18 protein-coding genes are annotated in these 23,007 nt (G+C 62.8%); 2 read left to right on the top strand and 16 right to left on the bottom strand.

Annotated elements, in window-relative coordinates:
* Positions 1–4: 4 nt before the first annotated feature.
* The 14 genes from PQQ51_RS00090 to coq7 form a co-directional block, all read right to left on the bottom strand.
* Entirely contained in the window at positions 5–757 is a 753-nt protein-coding gene (locus PQQ51_RS00090) for a cell division protein FtsQ/DivIB (protein ID WP_408493812.1), read from the bottom strand.
* Positions 758–793: 36 nt separating this feature from the next.
* Positions 794–1,735 (bottom strand): D-alanine--D-alanine ligase, encoded by a 942-nt coding sequence (locus PQQ51_RS00085; protein ID WP_408493811.1) that lies wholly within the window; start codon positions 1,733–1,735, stop codon positions 794–796.
* 1 nt (position 1,736) lies between these two features.
* On the bottom strand, positions 1,737–3,140 hold the full coding sequence (gene murC, locus PQQ51_RS00080; RefSeq protein WP_408493810.1) for a UDP-N-acetylmuramate--L-alanine ligase: 1,404 nt from the start codon (positions 3,138–3,140) through the stop codon (positions 1,737–1,739).
* Positions 3,137–4,255 carry an undecaprenyldiphospho-muramoylpentapeptide beta-N-acetylglucosaminyltransferase gene (gene murG / locus PQQ51_RS00075; RefSeq protein WP_408493809.1) on the bottom strand — a complete coding sequence of 373 codons (1,119 nt, stop codon included), beginning with the start codon at positions 4,253–4,255 and terminating at the stop codon, positions 3,137–3,139. The genes murC and murG overlap by 4 nt, the downstream gene beginning before the upstream one ends.
* Positions 4,252–5,532 carry a putative lipid II flippase FtsW gene (gene ftsW / locus PQQ51_RS00070; protein WP_408493807.1) on the bottom strand — a complete coding sequence of 427 codons (1,281 nt, stop codon included), beginning with the start codon at positions 5,530–5,532 and terminating at the stop codon, positions 4,252–4,254. The genes murG and ftsW overlap by 4 nt, the downstream gene beginning before the upstream one ends.
* The gene (murD, locus tag PQQ51_RS00065; protein ID WP_408493806.1) at positions 5,529–7,043 is read right to left on the bottom strand and encodes a UDP-N-acetylmuramoyl-L-alanine--D-glutamate ligase; all 1,515 of its coding nucleotides are present in this window, start codon (positions 7,041–7,043) and stop codon (positions 5,529–5,531) included. Before murD ends, ftsW begins: the two co-directional genes overlap by 4 nt.
* A gap of 23 nt (positions 7,044–7,066) precedes the next feature.
* Positions 7,067–8,236, bottom strand: a complete 1,170-nt coding sequence (gene mraY / locus PQQ51_RS00060; RefSeq protein WP_120289387.1) for a phospho-N-acetylmuramoyl-pentapeptide-transferase — start codon at positions 8,234–8,236, stop codon at positions 7,067–7,069.
* A gap of 17 nt (positions 8,237–8,253) precedes the next feature.
* Positions 8,254–9,666, bottom strand: coding sequence for a UDP-N-acetylmuramoyl-tripeptide--D-alanyl-D-alanine ligase (locus PQQ51_RS00055; protein WP_408493804.1), 1,413 nt, complete (start codon positions 9,664–9,666; stop codon positions 8,254–8,256).
* A complete protein-coding gene (locus PQQ51_RS00050; protein WP_408493803.1) occupies positions 9,663–11,210 on the bottom strand; it encodes a UDP-N-acetylmuramoyl-L-alanyl-D-glutamate--2,6-diaminopimelate ligase in 1,548 nt (515 codons plus the stop codon). The genes PQQ51_RS00055 and PQQ51_RS00050 overlap by 4 nt, the downstream gene beginning before the upstream one ends.
* Positions 11,207–13,072: a peptidoglycan D,D-transpeptidase FtsI family protein gene (locus PQQ51_RS00045; RefSeq protein ID WP_408493801.1), complete on the bottom strand. Its 1,866-nt coding sequence runs from the start codon at positions 13,070–13,072 to the stop codon at positions 11,207–11,209. Before PQQ51_RS00045 ends, PQQ51_RS00050 begins: the two co-directional genes overlap by 4 nt.
* Complete coding sequence (ftsL, locus tag PQQ51_RS00040) at positions 13,069–13,419, bottom strand: cell division protein FtsL (RefSeq protein WP_408493800.1); 351 nt, start codon at positions 13,417–13,419, stop codon at positions 13,069–13,071. Before ftsL ends, PQQ51_RS00045 begins: the two co-directional genes overlap by 4 nt.
* The gene (gene rsmH / locus PQQ51_RS00035) at positions 13,416–14,369 is read right to left on the bottom strand and encodes a 16S rRNA (cytosine(1402)-N(4))-methyltransferase RsmH (protein ID WP_408493799.1); all 954 of its coding nucleotides are present in this window, start codon (positions 14,367–14,369) and stop codon (positions 13,416–13,418) included. Before rsmH ends, ftsL begins: the two co-directional genes overlap by 4 nt.
* Positions 14,370–14,384: 15 nt before the next feature.
* Positions 14,385–14,813 (bottom strand): division/cell wall cluster transcriptional repressor MraZ, encoded by a 429-nt coding sequence (mraZ, locus tag PQQ51_RS00030; protein WP_025647927.1) that lies wholly within the window; start codon positions 14,811–14,813, stop codon positions 14,385–14,387.
* 440 nt (positions 14,814–15,253) lie between these two features.
* Positions 15,254–15,886, bottom strand: coding sequence for a 2-polyprenyl-3-methyl-6-methoxy-1,4-benzoquinone monooxygenase (gene coq7, locus PQQ51_RS00025; RefSeq protein ID WP_408493798.1), 633 nt, complete (start codon positions 15,884–15,886; stop codon positions 15,254–15,256).
* 302 nt (positions 15,887–16,188) lie between these two features.
* Here coq7 and PQQ51_RS00020 point away from each other — a divergent pair, with 302 nt between their 5' ends.
* Positions 16,189–17,373, top strand: coding sequence for a porin (locus PQQ51_RS00020; protein ID WP_408493797.1), 1,185 nt, complete (start codon positions 16,189–16,191; stop codon positions 17,371–17,373).
* Between the two features lie 232 nt (positions 17,374–17,605).
* On the opposite strand, the gene PQQ51_RS00015 is transcribed toward PQQ51_RS00020, so the two are convergent.
* Together PQQ51_RS00015 and PQQ51_RS00010 are read right to left on the bottom strand one after the other, a co-directional pair.
* The gene (locus tag PQQ51_RS00015) at positions 17,606–19,279 is read right to left on the bottom strand and encodes a long-chain fatty acid--CoA ligase (protein WP_408493796.1); all 1,674 of its coding nucleotides are present in this window, start codon (positions 19,277–19,279) and stop codon (positions 17,606–17,608) included.
* Positions 19,280–19,426: 147 nt separating this feature from the next.
* A complete protein-coding gene (locus PQQ51_RS00010; RefSeq protein ID WP_408493795.1) occupies positions 19,427–21,505 on the bottom strand; it encodes a molybdopterin-containing oxidoreductase family protein in 2,079 nt (692 codons plus the stop codon).
* A 180-nt stretch (positions 21,506–21,685) separates the two neighbouring features.
* Here PQQ51_RS00010 and PQQ51_RS00005 point away from each other — a divergent pair, with 180 nt between their 5' ends.
* Positions 21,686–22,882, top strand: a complete 1,197-nt coding sequence (locus tag PQQ51_RS00005; RefSeq protein ID WP_408493794.1) for a M20 aminoacylase family protein — start codon at positions 21,686–21,688, stop codon at positions 22,880–22,882.
* Positions 22,883–23,007: the final 125 nt, after the last annotated feature.

Genomic DNA, 23,007 nt, shown 5'->3' with positions numbered 1-23,007 from the left:
CCGTTTACTTCTTGCCCTTGTCGGGTTCGCTGATGAAGCGCATGCCAGCGGCACGAATCGCGAAACCGTTCGGATAGCGCAAGTCCGCATACTCGATATCCTTTCCCCACCGTTGCGTCACCGCGTTCCACGCCGCAGTCAGGCGCCGGCTGCGATCCAGCAGCGTGTCCTGATTGCGCTCGCGCCCAAGTTCCACCTGCGTGCCGTTCGACAACTTCACCGTCCACGCGTAACGCGGCGACAGCGTCACTTCGTCAGGCGTCGCGCCCAAAGGCGCAAACCATTTCTGGAAGTCGTGATAACGCGCGACCACCTCTTTCGCCGTACCGTCCGGCCCGTCGAACGCGGGCAACTCGGCTTCGAGCTCGCCCTGGTTCGCGGTGAACAGCTCGCCGTCGGTGCTCACCAGCTGATCGCTGCCCCACGTTCCCAGCGGTTTGTACTCTTCCAGCGTGACAGCCAGCGCGTTCGGCCAGACGCGCCGCACACTCGCGTGACGCACCCACGGCATCTGCTCGAACGCCTGCCGCGCGACGTCGAGATCCACCGTGAAAAAGTTGCCCTTCAGGCGCCCGACTACGCCCGCGCGCACCGTCGGCGAATTGATGTGCTCGGTGTCGCCGTCGATCTGGATTTCGCGCAGCGCGAAATTCGGCCGCTGGATCAGCCAGTAAGCGCCTGCCGCCAGCAGCACGAGCACCAGCAACGCATGCAATGCGTTGGCGGCGAAATTGAGCTGGCGAACGTTGTTCCACATGGTGTTGCTTTCGGGTTGCCCCGCTTAAGTCTTTCGTTAGTCCTCGAGCGTCAGCGCCAACACGCCGACAACCAGTTCCTGATAGCTGATGCCCACCGCCCGCGCCGCTTTCGGCGGCAGCGAGTGATCGGTCATGCCAGGCGCCGTATTCACTTCGAGGAAATACGGGTTGCCGTCTGCGTCCAGCATGAAATCGGCGCGGCCCCAATCGGTGCAGCCGAGCACGTCGAACGCACGGCGCGCCAGCACCTTTAGGCGCTTTTCCTCCTCCGGCGCGATACCGCACGGAATCAGGTACTGCGTGTCGTTAGCGATGTACTTCGCGTGGTAGTCGTAGAACTCGCCGGCCGGCACGATGCGGATCACCGGCAGGTCCAGATCGCCGGCGATGCACGCGGTGTACTCGCCGCCGCCTTCGATGCTCTTTTCCACCACGACGATCCTGTCGTACTTCACCGCTTCGGCCAGCGCCGCCGGCAACGCGTCCGCGCTTTTCACCTTGATCACCGCGACGCTCGACCCTTCGCTCGCCGGCTTCACGAATAGCGGAAGCCCGAGTTTCGCGACGATCTCCGGCGCGCGTGCCGCGTAATCGTCGCCGCGCAGCACGGTTTCGAACGGCGGCGTCGGAATGCCGAGTTGCTGCCACACGAGCTTGGTGCGGAATTTGTCCAGGCCGAGCGCCGAACCCAGCACGCCGCTGCCGTTGTACTTGATGCCGTAGAAATCGAGCGCGCCCTGGATCTGGCCGTTCTCGCCATAGCCGCCGTGCAGCGCGATGAACGCGCGGTCGAAACCTTCTTCCTTCAACTCGGCGAGCGGACGCTCGGACGGGTCGAACGGATGCGCGTCGACGCCGGCGTCGCGCAGCGCTTGCAGCACGAGTCGCCCGGACGTGAGCGACACTTCGCGCTCAGCGGACACACCGCCGAGCAGGACGGCTACCTTGCCGAATTGTTTGGGATCGATGCTGCTCATCTCATGCCTTCGTTTCTTGCGCGAGGCGACCCGGCACACCGCCGATCGAACCCGCGCCCATCGTGATCACCACATCGCCGTCGCGCACCACTGCTGAGAGCGCGTCCGGCACTTCATCCACCGTATCCACGAACACCGGTTCGACCTTGCCCGCCACGCGCAGCGCGCGCGCGAGCGCACGGCCGTCCGCCGCAACGATCGGCGCTTCGCCGGCCGAATAGACTTCGGTTAGCACGAGGGCGTCGACCGTCGACAGCACTTTCACGAAGTCTTCGAAACAGTCGCGCGTGCGCGTGAAGCGGTGCGGCTGGAACGCCAGCACCAGACGCCGGCCGGGAAACGCGCCGCGCGCCGCCGCCACCGTCGCCGCCATCTCGACCGGGTGATGACCGTAGTCGTCGACCAGCGTGTACGCGCCCGCGGCTTTGCCTTCAGTCACCACCGGCACTTCACCGTAGCGCTGGAAGCGCCGGCCCACGCCGTTGAAATCCGCCAGCGCCCGCTGGATGTCGGCGTCTTTCACTTCGAGTTCGGTCGCGATCGCAATCGCAGCCAAAGCGTTCTGCACGTTGTGCTCGCCCGGCAGGTTCAGCACGATGTCGAGCGGCGCCGCGTCTTCGCGCATCGCGGTGAAATGCATGCGGCCGTTGCGCGCTTCGACGTTGACCGCACGCACCTGCGCATCCGGCGCGAGACCGTAGCGGATGATCGGCTTCGACACGAACGGCAGAATTTCCTTCACGTTCGGATCGTCGACGCACAACACCGCGATCCCGTAAAACGGCAGCCGGTGCGTGAACTCGATGAACGCCTGCTTGAGCCGCGCGAAGTCGTGGCCGTAGGTGTCCATGTGATCGGCGTCGATGTTCGTGATGACTTCGATCACCGGGAACAGATTCAGGAACGATGCGTCCGACTCGTCCGCTTCGGCAACGATGAAATCGCCCGTGCCGAGCCGCGCATTCGCGCCCGCGCTGATCAGACGCCCGCCGATCACGAAGGTCGGATCGAGCCCGCCCGCGGCCAGCACGCTCGCCACCAGCGACGTGGTCGTGGTCTTGCCGTGCGTGCCGGCAATCGCGATGCCCTGCTTCAGGCGCATCAACTCCGCGAGCATCACCGCGCGCGGCACGATCGGAATGCGCCGATGACGCGCGGCCAGCACTTCCGGGTTGTCGCTGCGCACGGCCGTCGACACCACCACGGCATTCGCGCCATCGATGTTCTCCGCCGCGTGGCCGATCGCGATCCGCGCGCCGAGCGCGGCGAGGCGATCGGTGACCGCGTTGCTCGACAGATCCGAGCCGCTCACCTGATAGCCGAGATTGACCAGCACCTCCGCGATGCCGCTCATGCCGACACCGCCGATGCCGACAAAGTGAATATGTTTGACGATGTGTTTCATTGCTTTCCTTCTGGGCTCGCGCCCGAAATCGAACCCGCCACGCTCGCGCAAATCTGCGCGACCTGCTCCGTGGCGTCGGGTTTCGCGAGCGAGCGCGAACGCTCTGCCATATCCGCGAGCGTCTCGCGCGTCTGGCTGCGCAACCAGTCGGCGAGTTTTTCCGCCGACAGATCGCGTTGCTGCACGAGCAGCGCCGCGCCGTTGTCGGCGAGGAACGCTGCGTTGGTGGTCTGGTGATCGTCTACCGCATACGGGAACGGCACGAACAACGCCGCCACGCCCACCGCAGAAATCTCCGACACCGTCATCGCGCCCGAACGGCAGATCACCAGATCGGCCTGTTCGTACGCGCTCGTCATATCGTCGATGAACGCGACGAGTTCGACGTCGGCGCCGGCTTGCAAACCGGCTGCCGCGTAGTTCTCGCGCAGCGCATCGATATGCTTTGCGCCCGCCTGATGCACGATGCGCGGACGCTCGTTCGGCGCCAGCAGCGCAACCGCGCGCGGCACCACTTCATTCAAGGCCGCAGCACCGAGACTGCCGCCGACCACCAGTACATTCAACGGACCGCTGCGTTGCGCGTAGCGTGCTTTGGGTGCAATTGCCCGAGCAAGTTCCGCGCGAATCGGATTTCCGGTCCATTCGCCGTGCGGCAACGCGTTCGGGAACGCAACCAGTACGCGTTTGGCGAGTTTCGCGAGCACCTTGTTCGCGAGACCCGCGATCGAATTCTGTTCGTGCAACACCAGCGGGCGACCGCTCAACGCGGTCATCAGGCCAGCCGGAAACGTGATGTAGCCGCCCATGCCGAGCACGACATCCGGCTTCACGCGCCGCAGCACGCCGAGGCTCTGCGAACACGCGCGCAGCAGATTCAGCGGCAGCATCAGCTTGGTCTTCATGCCCTTGCCGCGCACGCCGCCAAAACGCACGTATTCCATCGCGATGCCGTGCTTCGGCACCAGCGTCGCTTCCATTCCTGCGGGGTTGCCGAGCCAGACCACTTTCCAGCCCCACGCCTGCATCAGGTGTGCGACCGCGAGCCCCGGGAACACGTGTCCCCCGGTGCCGCCGGCCATCACCATCAGCGTGCGTTGTGCCGCAGCGGTCATACTTTTCCTCCGCGCATCAACACCCGGTTCTCGTAATCCACCCGCATCAGCACGGCCACCGCCACGCAGTTCAGCAAGATGCCCGAACCGCCGTAGCTCACCAGCGGCAGCGTCAGACCTTTGGTCGGCAGCAAGCCGAGGTTCACGCCCATGTTGATGAAGGTCTGTGCGCCGAACCAGATGCCGACGCCCTTCGCAACCAGACCCGCGAACGTGCGGTCGAGCGCGAGCGCCTGGCGGCCGATCTCGAACGAGCGGCGCACGATCCAGTAGAACATCAGGATCACGACCAGCACGCCGACAAAACCAAGTTCCTCGCCGATCACCGCGAGGATGAAGTCGGTATGCGCTTCCGGCAGATAGTTGAGCTTCTCGACGCTGCCGCCGAGGCCCACGCCGAACCACTCGCCGCGGCCGAACGCGATCAGCGAGTGCGTCAATTGATAGGCCTTGCCCTGCGCGTAACGGTCGTCCCACGGATCGAGGTAAGCGAAGATCCGCTCGCGACGCCACGGCGACGCCCACACCAGCAAGCTGAACGTCCCCACCGCGGTAGCCACGAGGCCGCCGAACAGCTTGCCGTTCACGCCGCCGAGGAACAGTACGCCCATCGCGATCGCGGCGATCACCATGAACGCGCCCATGTCCGGCTCGAGCAGCAGCAGCGCGCCGACGAGACCTACGGCAACCGCCATCGGCAGAAAACCCTTGGCGAAGCTATGCATGTATTCCTGCTTGCGCACCGTATAGTTCGCCGCGTAGATCGTCACGGCGAGCTTCATGATTTCCGACGGCTGCATGTTCGTGATGCCGAGCGGAATCCAGCGGCGCGCGCCGTTCACGCCCTTGCCGACGTGCGGAATCAGCACGATCACCAGCGCGGCCAGCGAGATCAGAAAGAGCTTCGGCGCGTACTTGTCCCAAGTCGAGATCGGAATGCGGAACGACAGGATGCCGACCACGGAGCCCATCACCACGAAAATGAGCTGGCGCACGAGGAACGCGTAATCGCGGTACGACGCGTACTTCGGCGAATCGGGCATCGCGATCGACGCCGAATACACCATCACGACGCCGAGCCCCAGCAACGCGACCACCACCCACAGCAGCGAGTGATCGTAGTCGAGCATCCGCGAGCGCAGCGGGCGCACGCCGTTGACGGCGCTCGCGAGACCGCTGCCGCCGCTGCGGCCCGTGGCACGCGTCGCGCCGCCGCTATCGCCGCTGCCCGCGCGCGAACCGGCGAGGCGCGAACCGAATCGTTCCGACCAGCTCATATCAACGTCCCCCGTTCGGCTGCGATGTCTTCCACCGTGCTGCGAAACACCGCCGCGCGATGCGCATAGTTCTTGAACATGTCGAAGCTCGCGCAGGCCGGCGACAGCAACACAGCGTCGCCCGGTTGCGCGAGCGCGGTTGCGGCGCGCGTCGCTTCTTCGAGCGTCGCGTGATCGGTCATCGCGATGCCCGTGTCCTGGAGCGCTTCGCGAATCCGCGGCGCGTCGCGGCCGATCAGCATCACCGCGCGGCACCAGCGCGTAACGGGTTCGGCGAGCGGATCGAAATCCTGGCCCTTGCCGTCGCCGCCGGCGATCAGCACCGCGCGCTGCGCGAGGCCGTCGAGCGCGGCGACCGTTGCGCCGACATTCGTGCCCTTGCTGTCGTCTACATAATCGACGCCTTCGATCGACGCGATCAACTCCACCCGATGCGGCTCGCCACGGTATTCGCGCAAGCCATGCAACAACGGCGCGCCGGGCAGGCCGACAGCGCGCGTCAATGCGTAAGCCGCCAACGCGTTGGCCGCGTTGTGCAGACCGCGGATACGCAAAGCGTCCGCCGGCATCAGGCGCTTGTACGCGATGCTCGGCACCGCGGCGACTTCATTCTTGCGACGCCGCGTGGGCGCGGGTTCGTCGCTCGCGTCACGGTCGTGCGCTTCGACGAGCCACACCATGCCGTTATCGCGCAGCAATCCGTAATCGCCGACGCTCTTCGGTTCAGTCACGCCGAACGTGATCAGCGCGGCTTCGCTGTCCGCCGCAGGCGTCAGCGCCATCACGCGCGAGTCGTCGCGGTTCAGCACACGCACGGTTTGTGTACCGAAGATGCGGCCCTTCGCAGCAGCGTACGCATCGAGTCCACCGTGCCAGTCGAGGTGATCTTGCGTGATGTTCAACACGGCCGCCGCATCCGGCGTAAACGTATGCGCGGTCTCCAGCTGGAAGCTCGACAACTCCAGCACCCACACGTCGGGCAATGCGGTGTCGTCGATCGATTCCGTGAGCTTGTCGAGCAGCGCCGGGCTGATGTTGCCCGCCACCGCGACCTTCTTGCCCGCGCGTTCGCACAGCAGGCCGGTGAGGCTCGTGGTCGTGGTCTTGCCGTTGGTGCCGGTGATCGCGATCACTTTCGGCGCATAGCCGCTTTCGCCGAGCGTCTTCAACGCTTGCGCGAAGAATTCGAGTTCGCCCCACACGGGGATGCCCTGCTCGCGCGCCGCCGTGATCAGCGGCAGCAGGTCGGCGGCAAGCGGCGACAAACCCGGGCTGATCGCCACGAGTTCAACGCCTTCGAGCAGCACCGGCGCAAACGGACCGCCGACGAAATCGGCGTCGATGCTGTGCGCTTCCAGCGCGGACAGGTTCGGCGGCACCTCGCGCGTATCGGCCACACGCAGCCGACAGCCGTGCCGCGCGCACCAGCGCGCCATCGCGAGACCGGATTCACCCAGTCCCAGCACGAGCACCATCGGCTTTTGCCGATCCCGAAACTTCTCGCCGAACATCGCCTGCTTCCCTTAGAACCTGCTTAACGCAACTTGAGCGTGGACAAACCGAACAGACACAGCATCAACGTGATGATCCAGAAGCGCACCACGACCTGGGTTTCCTTCCATCCCGACAATTCGAAATGGTGATGCAGCGGCGCCATCTTGAAGAGACGCCGCCCTTCGCCGAAACGGCGCTTGGTGAATTTGAACCACGTGACCTGCAACATCACGGAAAGCGTTTCCGCGACGAAAATGCCGCCCATGATGAACAGCACGATTTCCTGACGCACGATCACCGCGACCGTGCCGAGCGCGCCGCCGAGCGCGAGCGCGCCGACGTCGCCCATGAACATCTGCGCCGGGTGCGTGTTGAACCACAGGAATGCGAGCCCTGCCCCGCCCATCGCCGAACAGAAAATCAGCAGTTCGCCCGCGCCGGCGATATGCGGAAACAGCAGGTACTTTGAATAGACCGAGCTGCCCATCACGTACGCAAACACGCCGAGCGACGCGCCGACCAGCACGACCGGCATGATCACGAGGCCGTCGAGGCCGTCGGTGAGATTGACCGCGTTACTCGCGCCGACGATCACCAGATACGTGAGCACGATGAAGCCCCACACGCCGAGCGGATAGCTGATCGATTTGACGAACGGCAGCATCAGGTCGGCGCGCGCGGGCAAGCCCATCGACAACCCGCTCCGCACCCACGCCATAAACAGATCGAACACGCGCACATTGCTCGCTTCGGACACGCTGAACGCGAGATACACCGCGGCGAACAGACCGATCACCGATTGCCAGAAATACTTCTCGCGCGACGACATACCGCGCGGGTCCTTGTAGACCACCTTGCGGTAATCGTCGACCCAGCCGATCACGCCGAAACCGAACGTGACGAGCATCACGATCCAGATGAAACGGTTGGTCAGATCGGCCCACAGCAGCGTCGCCACCGCGATGCCGAGCAGAATCAGCACGCCGCCCATCGTCGGCGTACCCGACTTGACGAGGTGCGATTGCGGGCCGTCTTTACGAACGGCCTGACCGACCTTCATCGCGGTCAGCTTGCGGATCACCGCCGGGCCGCAGACGAGCCCGATCAGCAACGCGGTGATGGTGGCCATCACCGCGCGGAAAGTCAGATAACTGAACACGCGCAAGAAGCTTGCGTCATTCTGCAGCCATTGCGCCAGCGCCAGTAGCATGCTTCGGTCCTTCTATTTCAATGTGCAGCGGGCGCATGGCCCGCTGCGTTGGGTTGTGGACTCGTTACGGCGTCCACCACGCGCTCCATTTGCATGAAGCGCGAGCCTTTCACGAGAAACGTTGCAGCGGCGCCGAAACCGGCCTGCTGCAATTGAGCGACGAGCGCGCCGACGTCGGCGACGTGGTGTGCGCCGGCGCCATACGCGGTGCAGGCGTCACGCGACGCGTCGCCCATTGCGTACAGCGCGTCGACGCCGCGCTCTTTCGCGTACGCACCGATTTCTCGGTGGAACGCCGGACCGTTGTCGCCGACTTCGCCCATGTCGCCCATCACCAGCACGCGCGGCGACGCTTGCGCAGCGAGCACGTCGATCGCGGCGCGCATGGAATCGGGGTTCGCGTTGTACGTGTCGTCGATCACGACGGCGCCGGCAAGCGAGCCGAGCGCCGCTTTCTTCACCTGCAGGCGGCCTTTCACCGCGCCGAACGATTCGAGACCACGCTTGATCGCGTCGAGCGACACGCCGGCGGCCAATGCGGCTGCGGTCGCGGCCAACGCGTTGTGCGCGTTGTGGTCGCCGAGCACTTGCAGCTTCACGTCGACGTGACCTTGCGGTGTGTCGATGCTCAAAACGTTGCCGGTGAACGTACCGGTGACGGCCGCTTCAACGGACTTTTCCGGCGTGTTCAGCGCGAAATCCATGATCCGGTTGCCGGTCGCGGCGACGCGCCAGATGCTCGCGTACGCGTCGTTGGCCGGGAACACGGCGACGCCTTCCGGCGACAACGCGTGAATCACGCTTGCGTGTTCGAGCGCGACTGCTTCGACGGTCGCCATGAATTCCTGATGCTCGCGCTGCGCGTTGTTCACCACGGCAACGGTCGGCTCGGCGATCTTCGCGAGCAACGAGGTTTCACCCGGATGGTTCATCCCGAGTTCGACGACGCCCAGTTGATGCGCGGCGTGCAGACGGAACAGCGTGAGCGGCAACCCGATGTCGTTGTTGAAGTTGCCGGCAGTCGCGAGACGCGCCGGCTCGCCGACCGCAGCGGCGAAAATCGACGCGATCATTTCCTTGACCGTGGTCTTGCCATTGCTGCCCGTCACGGCGACGAGCGGCAACGTGAACTTGCGACGCCAGCCCCGCGCGAGCGCGCCGAGGCCGACGCGCGTATCGGTCACGCGCAAGCTCGGCACGTTCCAGTTTTCCGGCGTACGCGACACCAGCACGGCCGTGACGTTACGCGCGGCAACGTCGGGCAGAAAGTCGTGCGCGTCGAAACGGTCGCCCTTGATCGCGACGAACAGATCGCCCGGACCCGCGCTGCGGCTGTCGGTCGACACGCGTTCGAACGTGACGTCGCCATCGCCCAACACGGTGGCGCCGGAAATCAGCGCGGCGGCTTCACGCAGCGAGAACATGCTCATTCGCCACCTCCGCGTGCCTGCGTCGCGCGTGCGGCCAGCGCGAGGCGAGCGTGATCCTGATCGGAGAAAGCGCGTTTCTTGCCCATGATTTCCTGTGTTGCTTCGTGGCCTTTGCCGGCCAGCAAGACGACGTCTTCACGCGCGGCGCCGCGGATCGCTTGCAGGATCGCGCTCGCGCGGTCTTCGATGCGGCGTGCCTTGGACGCGTCTTTCATACCTGCTGCGGCCTGCTCGATGATCGACAGCGGATCTTCGCCACGCGGGTTGTCGCTCGTGACGACGACGCCGTCGGCGAATTTTTCAGCGATAGCGCCCATCAACGGACGCTTGGTCGCGTCCCGATCGCCGCCGCAGCCGAACATGCAAATCAGTTCGCCTCCGCGCGCGGTGGCAATCGGGCGCAACGCCTCGAGGGTTTTTTCCAGCGCGTCCGGCGTGTGGGCGTAATCGATCACGACGAGCGGTTCGTCGTTCTGCAAACGGCCGCCGAGGCGCTGCATGCGGCCGTTCACCGATTCGAGCTTCGCCAGTTCGGCAAGCGCGACGAAGAACGGCACGCCCGCGGCCAGCAATGCGCCGAGCACGCCGAGCAGATTGCTGACATTGAACGCGCCGAGCGTCTGCACTTCGACTTCGGCGTCGCCCCATTCGGACGTAGTCAGATGAAACGCGGTGCCGGCGGCGGTCGCGCGCACATTCGACGCGAGCAGCAATGCGTCGGCTTGCGGTGCGTCCTGCAACGTGCCGCCGATCCCATACGCGATCGTGCGCGCGTGGCCTTGCGTGCTTTCCAGCAAACGGCGGCCGGCCGCATCGTCGCGATTGATCACGGCGGCGCGCAGGTCCGGCCACGCGAACAGACGCGCCTTCGCGGCCTCGTATGCTTCAAACGTGCCGTGATAGTCGAGGTGGTCTTGCGTGAGATTCGTGAACACGGCGATGTCGAACGCGGTGCCGTTCACGCGGCCCTGATGCAGCGCGTGCGACGACACTTCCATGGCGACCGCCTGCGCACCCGCGTCGCGCAGTTGCGCGAGACTGCGTTGCAATTGCGGCGCGTCGGGCGTCGTGAATCCCGTTTGGACGAGTTGTCCCGGCAGTCCTGTGCCGAGCGTGCCGATGATTGCGCAGCGCGTGCCGAGCGCCGTCAGCGCTGCCGAAATCCATTGGCTGCACGAGGTCTTGCCGTTCGTGCCGGTCACACCGATCGTCAGCATGCCGTCGCTCGGATCCTTGTACCAGGCACTCGCGATCGCACCGGCAAGCTCGTTCAGCGCCGGCACAGCCAGCGTCGTGGCGGGATCGATCACCCCGCTGAAGCCTTCCGTTTGAACCAGCACGGCGGCAGCGCCACGCTCGAGCGCGCCCGCGATGTGCGCACGGTTGTCCGCACCGTCGACCGCGTACGCGAAGAACACGTCGCCGGCCGCGAGCGAGCGCGTATCCGCATGCAGATGCGCGCCTGGCTGCACGTGAGCGTGCAGCCAGTTGAGTGCGTCGGCAATTTGCCGTTGCGCCGGATGCTGGTTACGCAGCGCGCTCATCGCACCACTCCGGGATGGCTTTTCGCGTTAGCCGCGATCGTCATTTTCTTCGCGCCGGCGCTGGTGGACAGCTTCTTCGCCGTCGCCACGGTGGGCGGTGCGCCTGGCGCAGCCGGCGCTGAATCGTCCGACACCACCATCTGCTTGACCGGCATATCCGGCGGCACATTCAGCGAACGCAACGTATCGCCGACGATGGCCGAAAACACCGGCCCCGATACCTGACCGCCAAAGTGGCTGCCGGCCGTCGGTTCGTCGACCGACACGGCCACCACGATGCGCGGATTCGGCATCGGCGCCATGCCGACAAACGACGCGCGGTATTTCGAATGATCGTAGCCATGCGGCCCGTGCTTGTACGCGGTACCGCTCTTGCCGCCGACGCGATAGCCCGGCACGGCCGCATCCGGCGACGTGCCGCCCGGCGCCGTCACGGTTTCGAGCATTGCGCGCACTTCACGGGCGGTAGTCGGCGCGAAAATCTGCGGCCCTACCGCGGGCTGGTCGCCCGGCGAACGGAAAATCGACACCGGCATGATTTCGCCGTCGTGCGCGATCGCGGTATATGCGCGGCCCAACTGGAACAGCGACACCGACAGACCGTAGCCATACGACATGGTGGCCTGCTCGATGCGGCGCCAGCTCTTCCACGGACGCAGACGGCCCGCCGCCGCGCCCGGGAAACCGACCTTCGGCGCCTGGCCGAGACCGATGCTGGTGTACATGTTCCACATCTCTTCCGGCTTGAGCTGCATCGCGATCTTCGTCGCGCCGATGTTGCTCGACTTCTGGATCACGCCGCCCACAGTCAGCACGCCGAAGCCGCTGTCGTCGGTAATCGGCGCGCCGTCGAGCACGAAACGGCCATTGCCCGTATCAACCAGTGTAGTCGGCGTGACGCGATGCAAATCCAGCGCGAGCGATATCGTGAACGGTTTCATGATCGAGCCCGGCTCGAACGTGTCCGTCAGGATGCGATTGCGCAGTTGATCGCCGGTGAGGTGCGAACGGTCGTTCGGGTTGTACGTCGGATAGTTGACCAGCGCGAGCACTTCACCGGTGCGCACGTCGACCACCATCGCCGCGCCGGCTTTCGCCTTGAACTTCTCGACGGCCGCCTTCAGGTTCGTATAGGCGATGTACTGGATCTTGCTGTCGATCGACAGATCCACGTCCTGGCCGTTGTGCGGCACAACCTGCTCGTCCACGTCCTCGATGATGTGGCCCATGCGGTCTTTAATCACGCGACGGCTGCCCGACATGCCGGCGAGCAGCTTCTGGTCGCCGAGTTCGACGCCCTCCTGGCCTTCGTCTTCCACATTGGTGAAGCCGATCAGGTGAGCCGTGATCTCGCCTTCCGGATAGAAGCGCTTGTACTCGTCGCGCGCGTAAATGCCCGGGATATCCAGCGCGGCTACTTTGTCCGCGATGTCGACCGGCACCTGGCGTTTCACGTAGACGAAGTTCTTGTCCTCCGACAGCTTCGCGCGCAGCTCCTTGTTCGTCATGTCGAGCAGCTTGCCGAGCTGGTTCAGCTTGTCGGCGCCGAGGTCGTCCGGTACGGAATCGGGAATCGCCCAGATCGCGCGCACCGGCAGACTCGTGGCCAGCACGAGACCGTTGCGGTCGAGAATCTTGCCGCGCGTGGCCGGCAGTTCGAGCCGGCGCTGATAACGGATTTCGCCCTGCTTCTGATAGAACGCGTTGCCCGGCCCCTGAATCCAGAACGCGCGCGCGGTCAGCGCGACGAACGCCATGAACAGCATGAACACGACGAGTTTCGAGCGCCACATCGGCAGGCGCACCGACAGAATCGGGTTCGCCGAAAACGCCACGCTCTTGCGGGTAGACGATTTTTTCATCGCACACCTCCGCGACGGCTTGCCGCCGGCGCCGACGCCGGACCGGACGTCGGAATCGGCGCATCCTCGGCCTTGACCGCGCCCGGATCGAGCGTCAGATACTGGGTGCGGCCGGTGGTGACCGATTGCATTTTCAGTGAGTCAGTCGCGAGTTGCTCGATGCGCGACGTTTTCGACAGCGCGCTCTGCTGATATTGAAGCTGCGAATAATCCTGCTGCAGCTGGCGCTCCTGCGATTGAGCGCGCTGCAACTGAATGAAGATCTGACGCTGCTGATTGGTTGCATTGACGACAGACAAAGCGCAGCCCATCACGATAATCAGCAGGAAGATATTGAGGCGATTCATGGCGCGATCCGCTCCGCCACACGCATCACGGCAGAACGGGCGCGCGGGTTGGCAGCGACTTCGGCGTCGCCTGCGAACACACGGCCGATGATTTTGAGCGGGGGACTCGGCAGATCGACGGCACGAATCGGCAGACGGCGATCCACCGCCGGCGTACTCGCGTGCGCCTGCATGAATCGTTTGACGATCCGGTCCTCGAGCGAATGAAAGCTGATGACCACCAGCCGCCCCCCTTGCTCCAGCAGCGACAACGCTGCTTCTAAAACGACTTGCAGCTCCGCAAGCTCTTGATTGACGTGAATCCGTATAGCTTGAAAGGTGCGGGTTGCCGGATCCTTGCCCTTCTCACGGGTCTTGACGACGTTAGCCACGATTTGGGCAAGCTCGCCCGTGCTGACGAGAGGCCCAAGACGGTCGGACTCTGCCCGGCGAGCAACAAGCGCCTTTGCAATCTGAAAAGCAAACCGTTCTTCCCCATAATCTCGTATGACCTCCGTCAGTTCCTGCACCGTGGCCCGCGCCAGCCAGTCAGCCGCGGACTCGCCGCGCGTCGGGTCCATCCGCATGTCGAGTGGGCCGTCGGCACGGAAACTGAAGCCCCGTTCCGGGTCGTCGATTTGCGGCGACGACACGCCCAGATCCAGCAAAACACCCGACACCCGCCCTACCCCGCGCTCCGCGATCGCGTCACGCAGTGAAGCAAAACTCTCGTGCACGATGCCGAAGCGCGGATCGGCAATCTGCTGAGCCGTGGCGATGGCAAGCGGGTCTTTGTCGAACGCGATCAGGCGCCCCGACTCTGCCAGCTTCTCCAACACCAGACGGCTGTGACCGCCGCGCCCGAACGTACCGTCCACATAAACGCCGTCCGCGCGTGTAATCAACGCCTCGACCGCCTCTTCCAGCAGCACCGTGCGATGCTGCAATTCGTTTCTCATCGCAGGTGCCATATCTGTAGTCCGCGATCAGAACGTGAAATTCTTTAACGCTTCGGGCATGCCCTCGGCGATCGCTGCCTGTTCCTTTGCTGCGTAAATTTGTGCGTCCCACAACTCGAAGTGACGGCCCATGCCGAGCAGGTTCACTTCTTTTTCCAGCGAGCCGGCCGCGCGCAATTCCGGCGACACGAGCACGCGGCCCGCGCCGTCCATATCGACGTCCATCGCGTTGCCGAGAAAAATGCGCTTCCACCAGGCTGCGTTCATGGGCAGCTTGTCGACCTTGTCGCGGAAGATTTCCCATTCCGGGCGCGGAAAGAGCAACAGGCAGCCGTCCGGGTGCTTGGTGATCGTCACCCGGCCCTCTGCCTGTGTTTGCAGCGCATCCCGATAGCGAGAGGGAATCGACATCCGCCCTTTCGCATCGAGCGTCAGCGCCGACGCCCCTTGGAACACTTCGATCTCCCTGTGCCGACCGGAGTTGGCGCTTTAGCGCGTTACTCCGGTCTCATGCCCGATTCGTGAAAATCTACCCGAAACCGCCCGTGAGATCACACAAAAATACACTTTCTCACACTGTCTCCCACTTTAGAGGAACGCTAAACAGGGGTCAAGGGAGATACACGCTTTTCGAGTGAATTTTGTTTGTTAGAACAAGGACTTAGCGCGACTCCTTCACGTCAGACATAAAACGGAAAACCGTTATAAATGAATGAACTAGTGCAACTTGTGAAGGTGATACGTGAAAAGTGTGGGGGAAACGCGCGGAATGAAAGAGATCGTGAAGCGGGATAAGGAGCGTATCGCGAGTGTTGCGGGGATTTTAGACGGACGGCGCGCGCTGCGCCGTCCCACTTCAGGCGGACGGCAAATGAATGCCGCCGCTCATATATGCCTCATATGTAATAGGCGGTGCGCGTCATGACCTTCGACACTGCGCGCATCAGCGCGCGCGCGGGAAGCGGCAACTCGACGCCGCCGGCATCCATTGCGGATTTGCCGTGCTCTGCTTCATCCACACGCATCTGTTCGACGATGGCGCGCGATTCGCGATCGGCCGTCGGCAACTGGTCCAGATGACTGTCGAGATGCTGCTCGACCTGGCGCTCGGTTTCCGCCATGAAGCCGAGGCTCACGCGATCGCCGAGTCGGCCTGCGGCAAGACCGATCGCGAGCGCGCCGGTGTACCACAACGGATTCAACAGACTCGGACGCGAATCGAGCGCTTCGAGGCGCTTCGCAGTCCACGCGAGATGGTCTTCCTCTTCGATTGCGGCGTGATCAAAAACGGCTCGCAACGACGACGAGCGGGTCGCGAGTTTCTGCGCCTGATACAGCGCTTGCGCGCACACCTCGCCGACATGATTCACACGCATCAAGCCTGCGGAATGAGCGCGCTCCTCCGGCGAAAGTTCGACGGCCTCGGCTGACGATTCTTGCGGAACTGGTAACGGACGACTCATCCGCGACACGCCCGTCATTGAGCGTAAACCCCGATCAAACTCGCTAATCAACTCGTCCAGAAACATTCAGCACTCCCTGATTCGACTTCTGCGGCGCCACGCCAACCGGTCCGCGCGACAAGGCTTTGCGGGGCAAAACCGGCTTCGCGGGCACCGCTGATTCGCATAAATTTGGCGGCCAATTCTGGATTCTAGACCATGTTGCGTAAACGAAACAGGAGCCTTCCAGGCCATCTCCTTTTTCTTTGTGCCATGTATGCCTTTTGTTACATTACGTGCAACTTCTCGCGAAGTTGGACAAGCAAGGCCTCAACGCTAGATAAATATTCGCCTTGTACAAAAGATTCGTAATCCTTGGAGATCATTCGATGAAAAAGTCGCTTCTCGCTCTCGCAGCACTGGGCGCATTTGCAGGCGTCGCGCATGCTCAGAGCAGCGTGACCCTGTACGGTATTATTGATGAAGGCTTCAACATCAACACCAACTCGGGTGGCAAGCACCTGTACAACCTGTCCAGCGGTGTTCTGCAAGGCTCGCGTTTCGGCCTGCGCGGCACGGAAGATCTGGGCGGCGGTCTGAAGGCAATCTTCGTGTTGGAAAACGGCTTTGACGTGAACAACGGCAAGCTGGGTCAAGGCGGCCTGATGTTCGGTCGTCAAGCTTACGTCGGTCTGTCGACCGCCCAGTTCGGTACGGTCACGTTGGGTCGTCAGTACGACTCCGTCGTCGACTACGTCGGTCCGCTGGAAGCCGGCGACCAGTGGGGCGGCTACATCGCTGCTCACCCGGGCGACATCGACAACTTCAACAATGCATACCGCACCAACAACACGGTCAAGTTCACGAGCGCAAACTACGGCGGCCTGACGTTCGGCGGCACGTACAGCTTCGGCGGCCAGTCAGGCAACATCACCGGCAACCAGATCTGGTCGTTGGGCGCTGGCTACAACAACGGTCCGTTGGTCGTGGGCGTTGGTTACTTGAACGCACGTACGCCGGCAGCTTCGGGCGGTCTGTTCAACAACGGTGGCCAGTCGCCGCTGCCGGCAGCAAACGCTGCAGTGACGTCGCCGGTCTATGGCGCTTACACGTCGGCTAACACGTACCAGGTGATCGGTGCGGGTGGTGCGTACACGTTCGGCGCGGCAACGATCGGCTTGACGTACTCGAACATCAAGTTCGGCAACCTCGGCGTGGCATTCGCACAGCCGGCAGTCCGCGGCCAATCGGCTACGTTCAACAACGCCGAACTGAACTTCAAGTATCAGTTGACCCCGGCATTGCTGGTCGGCGCAGCGTATGACTACACGCGCGGCGCGGACATCCAGGGCGCATCGCGCGCTCAGTACCACCAAGGCGCAGTTGGCGTGGACTACTTCCTGTCCAAGCGTACCGACGTGTACGTGACGGGTGTGTACCAACACGCTCTGGGTGAAGTGCTGAATACGGCGGGCACGGGTGTTGTCGATGCAACGGCAGGCATCAACGGCCTGACGGGTTCGTCGAACCAGAACCAGTTCACGGCTCGCGTCGGCATCCGCCACAAGTTCTAATAAGTCGTAAAAAAGCAGTTTGCTTTAAAGGCGCTTTCGGGCGCCTTTTTTTATGGCTTGGCGCGTATCGTGGCTGATCGGCATTGCACTTCATGCCCCAACAGAAAGGCCCGGCAGACTTTCGTCTGACGGGCCTTTCCTGCTTCCTTTGATGAGTTACGCCCTTTCTGCATGCTCCGTGTGGATCGGATCGAAAAGTATTCGCTCCGTTGCCACGCGTTCTTTACCGCACTTAGGCGCGGCCGTCGCGTAGCTCTCGCCGCAAGATCTTGCCGACGTTGCTCTTCGGCAATTCGGTGCGGAACTCGACGATCTTCGGCCGCTTGTAGCCGGTCAATTGCTGTTTGCAATATGCAAAGATGTCCGCGTCCGTCAGTGCCTGGTCTTTTTTTACGACGAAAAGTTTGACCGCTTCACCCGAATGCTGATCCGGCACGCCGACCGCCGCGACTTCGAACACGCCCGGCAGTTTCGCGACCACGTCCTCGATCTCGTTCGGGTAGACGTTGAAGCCCGACACCAGAATCATGTCCTTCTTGCGGTCGACGATCTTGACGAAGCCCCGTTCGTTCATCAGCCCGATGTCGCCGGATTTGAAGAAACCGTCCGCCGTCATGACCTTCACGGTTTCGTCAGGACGATTCCAGTAGCCGGCCATCACCTGCGGACCGCGAATGCAGATCTCGCCCGGCTGGCCGAGCGGAACCTCGTTGTTTTCGTCGTCGCGAATCGAGATTTCCGTCGACGGCAACGGCAAGCCGATCGTTCCGTTGTATTCGGTGATCGTGACCGGATTGCATGTGGCGCTCGGCGACGTTTCCGACAAGCCGTACCCTTCAACAATCGGCGTATGAGTCAGCTCGTACCAACGTTTGGCTACGGCCTCCTGCACCGCCATGCCGCCGGCGTTCGCGGTGAGCAGCTTCGAAAAATCCAGCTTGTGGAAATCTGGGCTATTCAGAAGCGCGTTGTATAACGTGTTGACGGCCGGAATCGTATTGATTGCGTAGCCCTCCAGCGCCTTGATCATCCCGGGGATGTCGCGCGGGTTCGGAATCAGGATGCCGAGACCACCGGTGCGGATCGTCAACAGACCGCAAACAGTCAGCGCAAACACGTGATACAGCGGCAACGCGACAACGGTAATGAATTGGTCGATATCGCTGCGGTTTGCACGCACGGGGTCGAGCCAGATCTCCGATTGCAACACGTTGGCGATCAGGTTCCGATGCAACAGCGTGGCGCCCTTGGCCACACCGGTCGTGCCGCCGGTGTACTGAAGAAACGCGACGTCATCCGGGCCCTGCTTGACGGGCTTGAAAACCTGCCGTCCGCCTTCAGCGACCGCGCTATTGAACTTGACGTGCCCTGGTAGATTCCACGCAGGCACCATCTTCTTCACGCGCCGTACGACGAAGTTCACGAGCGCGCCTTTCACGCCCATCAGATCGCCCATCGCCGCGACGACGACATGCTTCACCGCCGTATTGCGCACAATTGCCTGCAACGTGACGGCAAAATTCTCCAGCAGGATGATCGCTTCCGCGCCGCTGTCCTTGAGTTGATGCTCGAGCTCGCGCGGCGTGTAGAGCGGATTCACGTTCACGACCACGTAACCCGCGCGCAGAATCGCGGCGATCGCGACCGGATACTGCAGCACGTTCGGCATCATGATCGCGACACGCGCACCGCGGGCGAGTCCCTTCGACTGCAACCAGGCGGCCAGCTTGCGCGACAGTGTATCGAGTTCGCCGTAGCTGATCTGCTTGCCCATGCAGACAAAAGCGGGCTTCGTACGGTGCTCCTGGAACGCCTCTTCAAGCAGTTCGGCGACTGACGAGTAACGGCTCGGGTCAATCTCAGCGGGAACGCCGGGCGGATAGGATTTCAGCCAGATTTTGTCCATGCAGCGTCTCCTCCTTTATTTTCGAATGGTCGTGCTAAAAACGCATCGTAGCATGCGGACCTGGTGACTATTCGCTAAAAGCGGCTGGGTTAGACTGCAGCCTCCAACCTTGAGTGGCCGAGGGTTGCGAGGTTTTCGGGGTCGGCGTCAAACGGCTTCGACTTCAACGAGACAGTCGTAAAACGTAGCCGATCCGCCCAGATCGGTGAGCGCCTGGCTGGTGACCTGGTTGGCGTTGCGACCGTCGGGAGCGAGCTTCTTCCACCAGATCGAGAGGCCGACGACGAGCCCCTTGCGGGCCTTGTCGCTGACACGTGCGCGCGCCTGCATCGAGCCGCGATCGTTATAGATGCGAACCAGCTTGCCGTCGACGATGTTTCGCCTCGACGCGTCGGCCGGATGGATGTCGAGATGCGGCTCGCCTTCGGTCGCGCGCAGGCTCTCGATGTTCACGAACGTACTGTTCAGGAAGTTGCGGGCAGGCGGCGAAATCATTGCGAGCGGATAGCGGGCCGCGAGTTCGGGTGCGCCTTCGGCAGATTCGTACGGCGGTAGGTAGTCGGGCAGCGGGTCGAGTCCCATCTGTTCGAGGCGTGCGCTAAAAAACTCGCACTTGCCGGACGGCGTTCGAAAGCCGCCTTCCGCGAATGGGGCGTCGGGCAACTTGAGCTTCGCCCAGCCGATGTTTTTCAACGTGTCCCAGTCAGTGCCTTCCAGCGTCTTGTCTTCCCAGCGGAATGCGGCCCGCGCGACCGCTTCGTCGCTGTCGTAGAGTGCCGGCTCATCGAGTCCCATCTGCCGCGCGATGCCGCGAAAAATCTCCGTGTTCGGGCGAGCGTCACCGACGGGTTTGATCGCGGGCAGATTCACCATCACGTCGGTATGACCGTAGGATTTGTGGACGTCGAGATGTTCGAGTTGCGTTGTTGCGGGCAACAGCAGGTCGGCGTAGTCCGCGGTGTCCGTTTGAAAATGCTCGAGCACGATCGTGAATAGATCCTCGCGCGCGAAACCGGCAGCGACTTTTTCGGAATCCGGCGCGACGGCCACGGGGTTGGAGTTGTAGACAACGATTGCTTCCACTTTCGGGCCGAACGTGGGATCGCCTGGATGCAGCAGCGCGTCGCCGATCGCATTCATATTGATCACGCGCGACGCTTTTGCCGGCCAGCCCGGCATCAGATCCGGCCGCTGCAACGCGTGCGAGTTAACCGGAGCCCATCCGCCCGACGACAACAAAACGCCGCCCGCACGCTCGCGCCACGCGCCAGTCAGCGACGGCAGGCACGCAATCGCGCGCACGGCATTGCCGCCGCCGCGCACTCGCTGCAAACCGTAGTTCAGGCGGATCGCGGCTCTCTTCGTGGTGCCGTAAAGCCGTGCGAGATCGACGATGACCTGCTCGTCGACATCGCAAATTCCAGCCACGCGAGACGGCGGATAACAGAGTGCGCGCGCTTTGAGTTCGTCGAAGCCGAGCGTGTGAGCCGCGATGTAAGCGTGATCGAGCAGATTCTCCGTGATCAGCACGTTGATCATGCCGAGCGCCAACGCGCCGTCGGTGCCCGGCTTCGGCGCGATGTGCTGATGACACTTCTCCGCCGTCAGCGAGCGATAGGGATCGATCGCGATCAAGCGCGCGCCGCGACGCTTGGCCTCCTGCGCGCGGGTCCAGAAATGCAGGTTCGACGCGATAGGATTCGCGCCCCAGATCAGAATGAGCTCGCTCTCGGCAAAAAACTCCGTGTGCATGCCGATGCTCGCGCCGTAGGTGTACTTCAAACCCGCCGCGCCGGCGGCCGCGCAAATCGTGCGGTCCAACTGCGACGCGCCAATCTTGTGGAAGAATCGCTGCGCAATGCTGTCGCCCTGGACGAGGCCCATCGTCCCCGCGTAGCTGTATGGAACGATGGCTTCCGGCGCGCGGCTGGCAATGTCCGACAAACGCGCGGCGGCCAATTCGAGCGCCTCGTCCCAACCAATCGGTTCGAAACGACCCTCGCCTTTGCGGCCGACGCGCTTCATCGGCGTGGTCAGTCGACGCGGATGATGCACGCGGTCGGCATAGCGGCTGACTTTGGCGCAAAGCGCGCCTTGTGTCGATGGATGATCGGGGTCCCCTGTTACCTTGATCGCTCGCCCATCCTGCACCGTGACGCGCATTGCGCAGGTGTCGGGGCAGTCGTGCGGGCAGACCGCGCGGGCGAATTCTGTCGGAGCATTCATTAGTGAGCCGTCTGGCGGGATCGGTGGGCGGGGCAACTTCGAATTTTATACGGTGGCGGGGACCCGGCCCTTGGTGCCTTCAAAAATGGCTTCGGCGTAGAATTGGTTGTCACCGTGCCCGGTGTTATTGCCCCGAGCAATCCCACGCGAAGCAGAACACAAGCGCTCAAACATCCCATCATGAAACTTATTCCCGAAATTCAGGCTGCACACGGAGAAATCCAGACTCTTCGACGAACGATTCATGCACACCCAGAACTGCGTTACGAGGAAACGGCTACCGCGGATCTGGTTGTCCAAAGCCTCGAATCCTGGGGTATCGAGACTCACCGGGGGCTCGGCAAGACTGGCGTGGTTGGCATATTGAAACGGGGCAAAGGCTCGCGCTCGATCGGTCTTCGCGCCGATATGGATGCGCTGCCCATTCAGGAGCTGAATAGCTTCGACCATCGCTCGCAGAACGATGGAAAAATGCACGCCTGCGGCCATGACGGACACACCGCGATGTTGCTTGGCGCAGCCAGACATCTGGCGAGGCACGGCGAGTTCGACGGCACGATCGTGTTCATTTTTCAGCCGGCTGAAGAAGGTGGCGCGGGCGCACAGGCGATGATCGACGACGGCCTGTTCACACGGTTTCCCGTCGACGCGGTGTTCGGAATTCACAACTGGCCGGGAATGCCGGCGGGACACTTCGGCGTCACCGAAGGGCCGATCATGGCCTCCAGCAATGAATTCCGCATTGAAATCAAAGGAGTAGGATCACACGCGGCATTGCCGCACAACGGCCGCGATCCCGTGTTTACTGCGGTGCAGATTGCCAATGGACTGCAAAGCATCATCACCCGGAACAAGAAGCCGCTCGATACGGCGGTGTTGATTCACGCCGGCGATGCAGTCAATGTCGTCCCGAATAACGCATGGATCGCCGGCACCGTTCGCACTTTTACTACCGAGACGCTCGATCTGATTGAAGCGCGTTTGCGCAAGATCGCCGAAAACACTGCCGAGGCTTACGATTGCTCCGTCGATATCCATTTTCATCGCAACTATCCGCCGACCGTTAACAGCGCTGAGGAGGCGCGTTTTGCCGCGTCGGTTATGAAGGAGATTGTGGGGACTGAAAACGTCGACGATGCAGTTGAACCGACGATGGGCGCGGAGGACTTTTCGTTCATGCTGCTCGCGAAGCCCGGTTGCTATGCGTTTCTGGGTAATGGCGACGGCGGCCATCGCGATGCCGGCCACGGTGCAGGCCCTTGCATGCTGCATAACGCAAGCTATGACTTCAACGACGAGCTATTGCCGATTGGTTCGACTTACTGGGTACGGCTGGCGCAGCGGTTTTTGGCGGACGGGCAGTCGAAGGGGAATTGATAGGGGAAGCGGCGGTTTTTTTGCTGCTTTTTCAGACTGGCGTCTTCCGCGCATCAGGACGCCAATACGCAGAATCCCGCTTTCGTGAGCTGGCGGGTTTCGTGTCGCTTTTTGGGAAGGCGCCC

Source organism: Paraburkholderia xenovorans (genome assembly GCF_046030735.1).
In the GTDB taxonomy this organism is placed as follows: Bacteria; Pseudomonadota; Gammaproteobacteria; order Burkholderiales; family Burkholderiaceae; genus Paraburkholderia; species Paraburkholderia xenovorans_A.
This window is presented reverse-complemented; position numbering and strand designations above follow the sequence as displayed.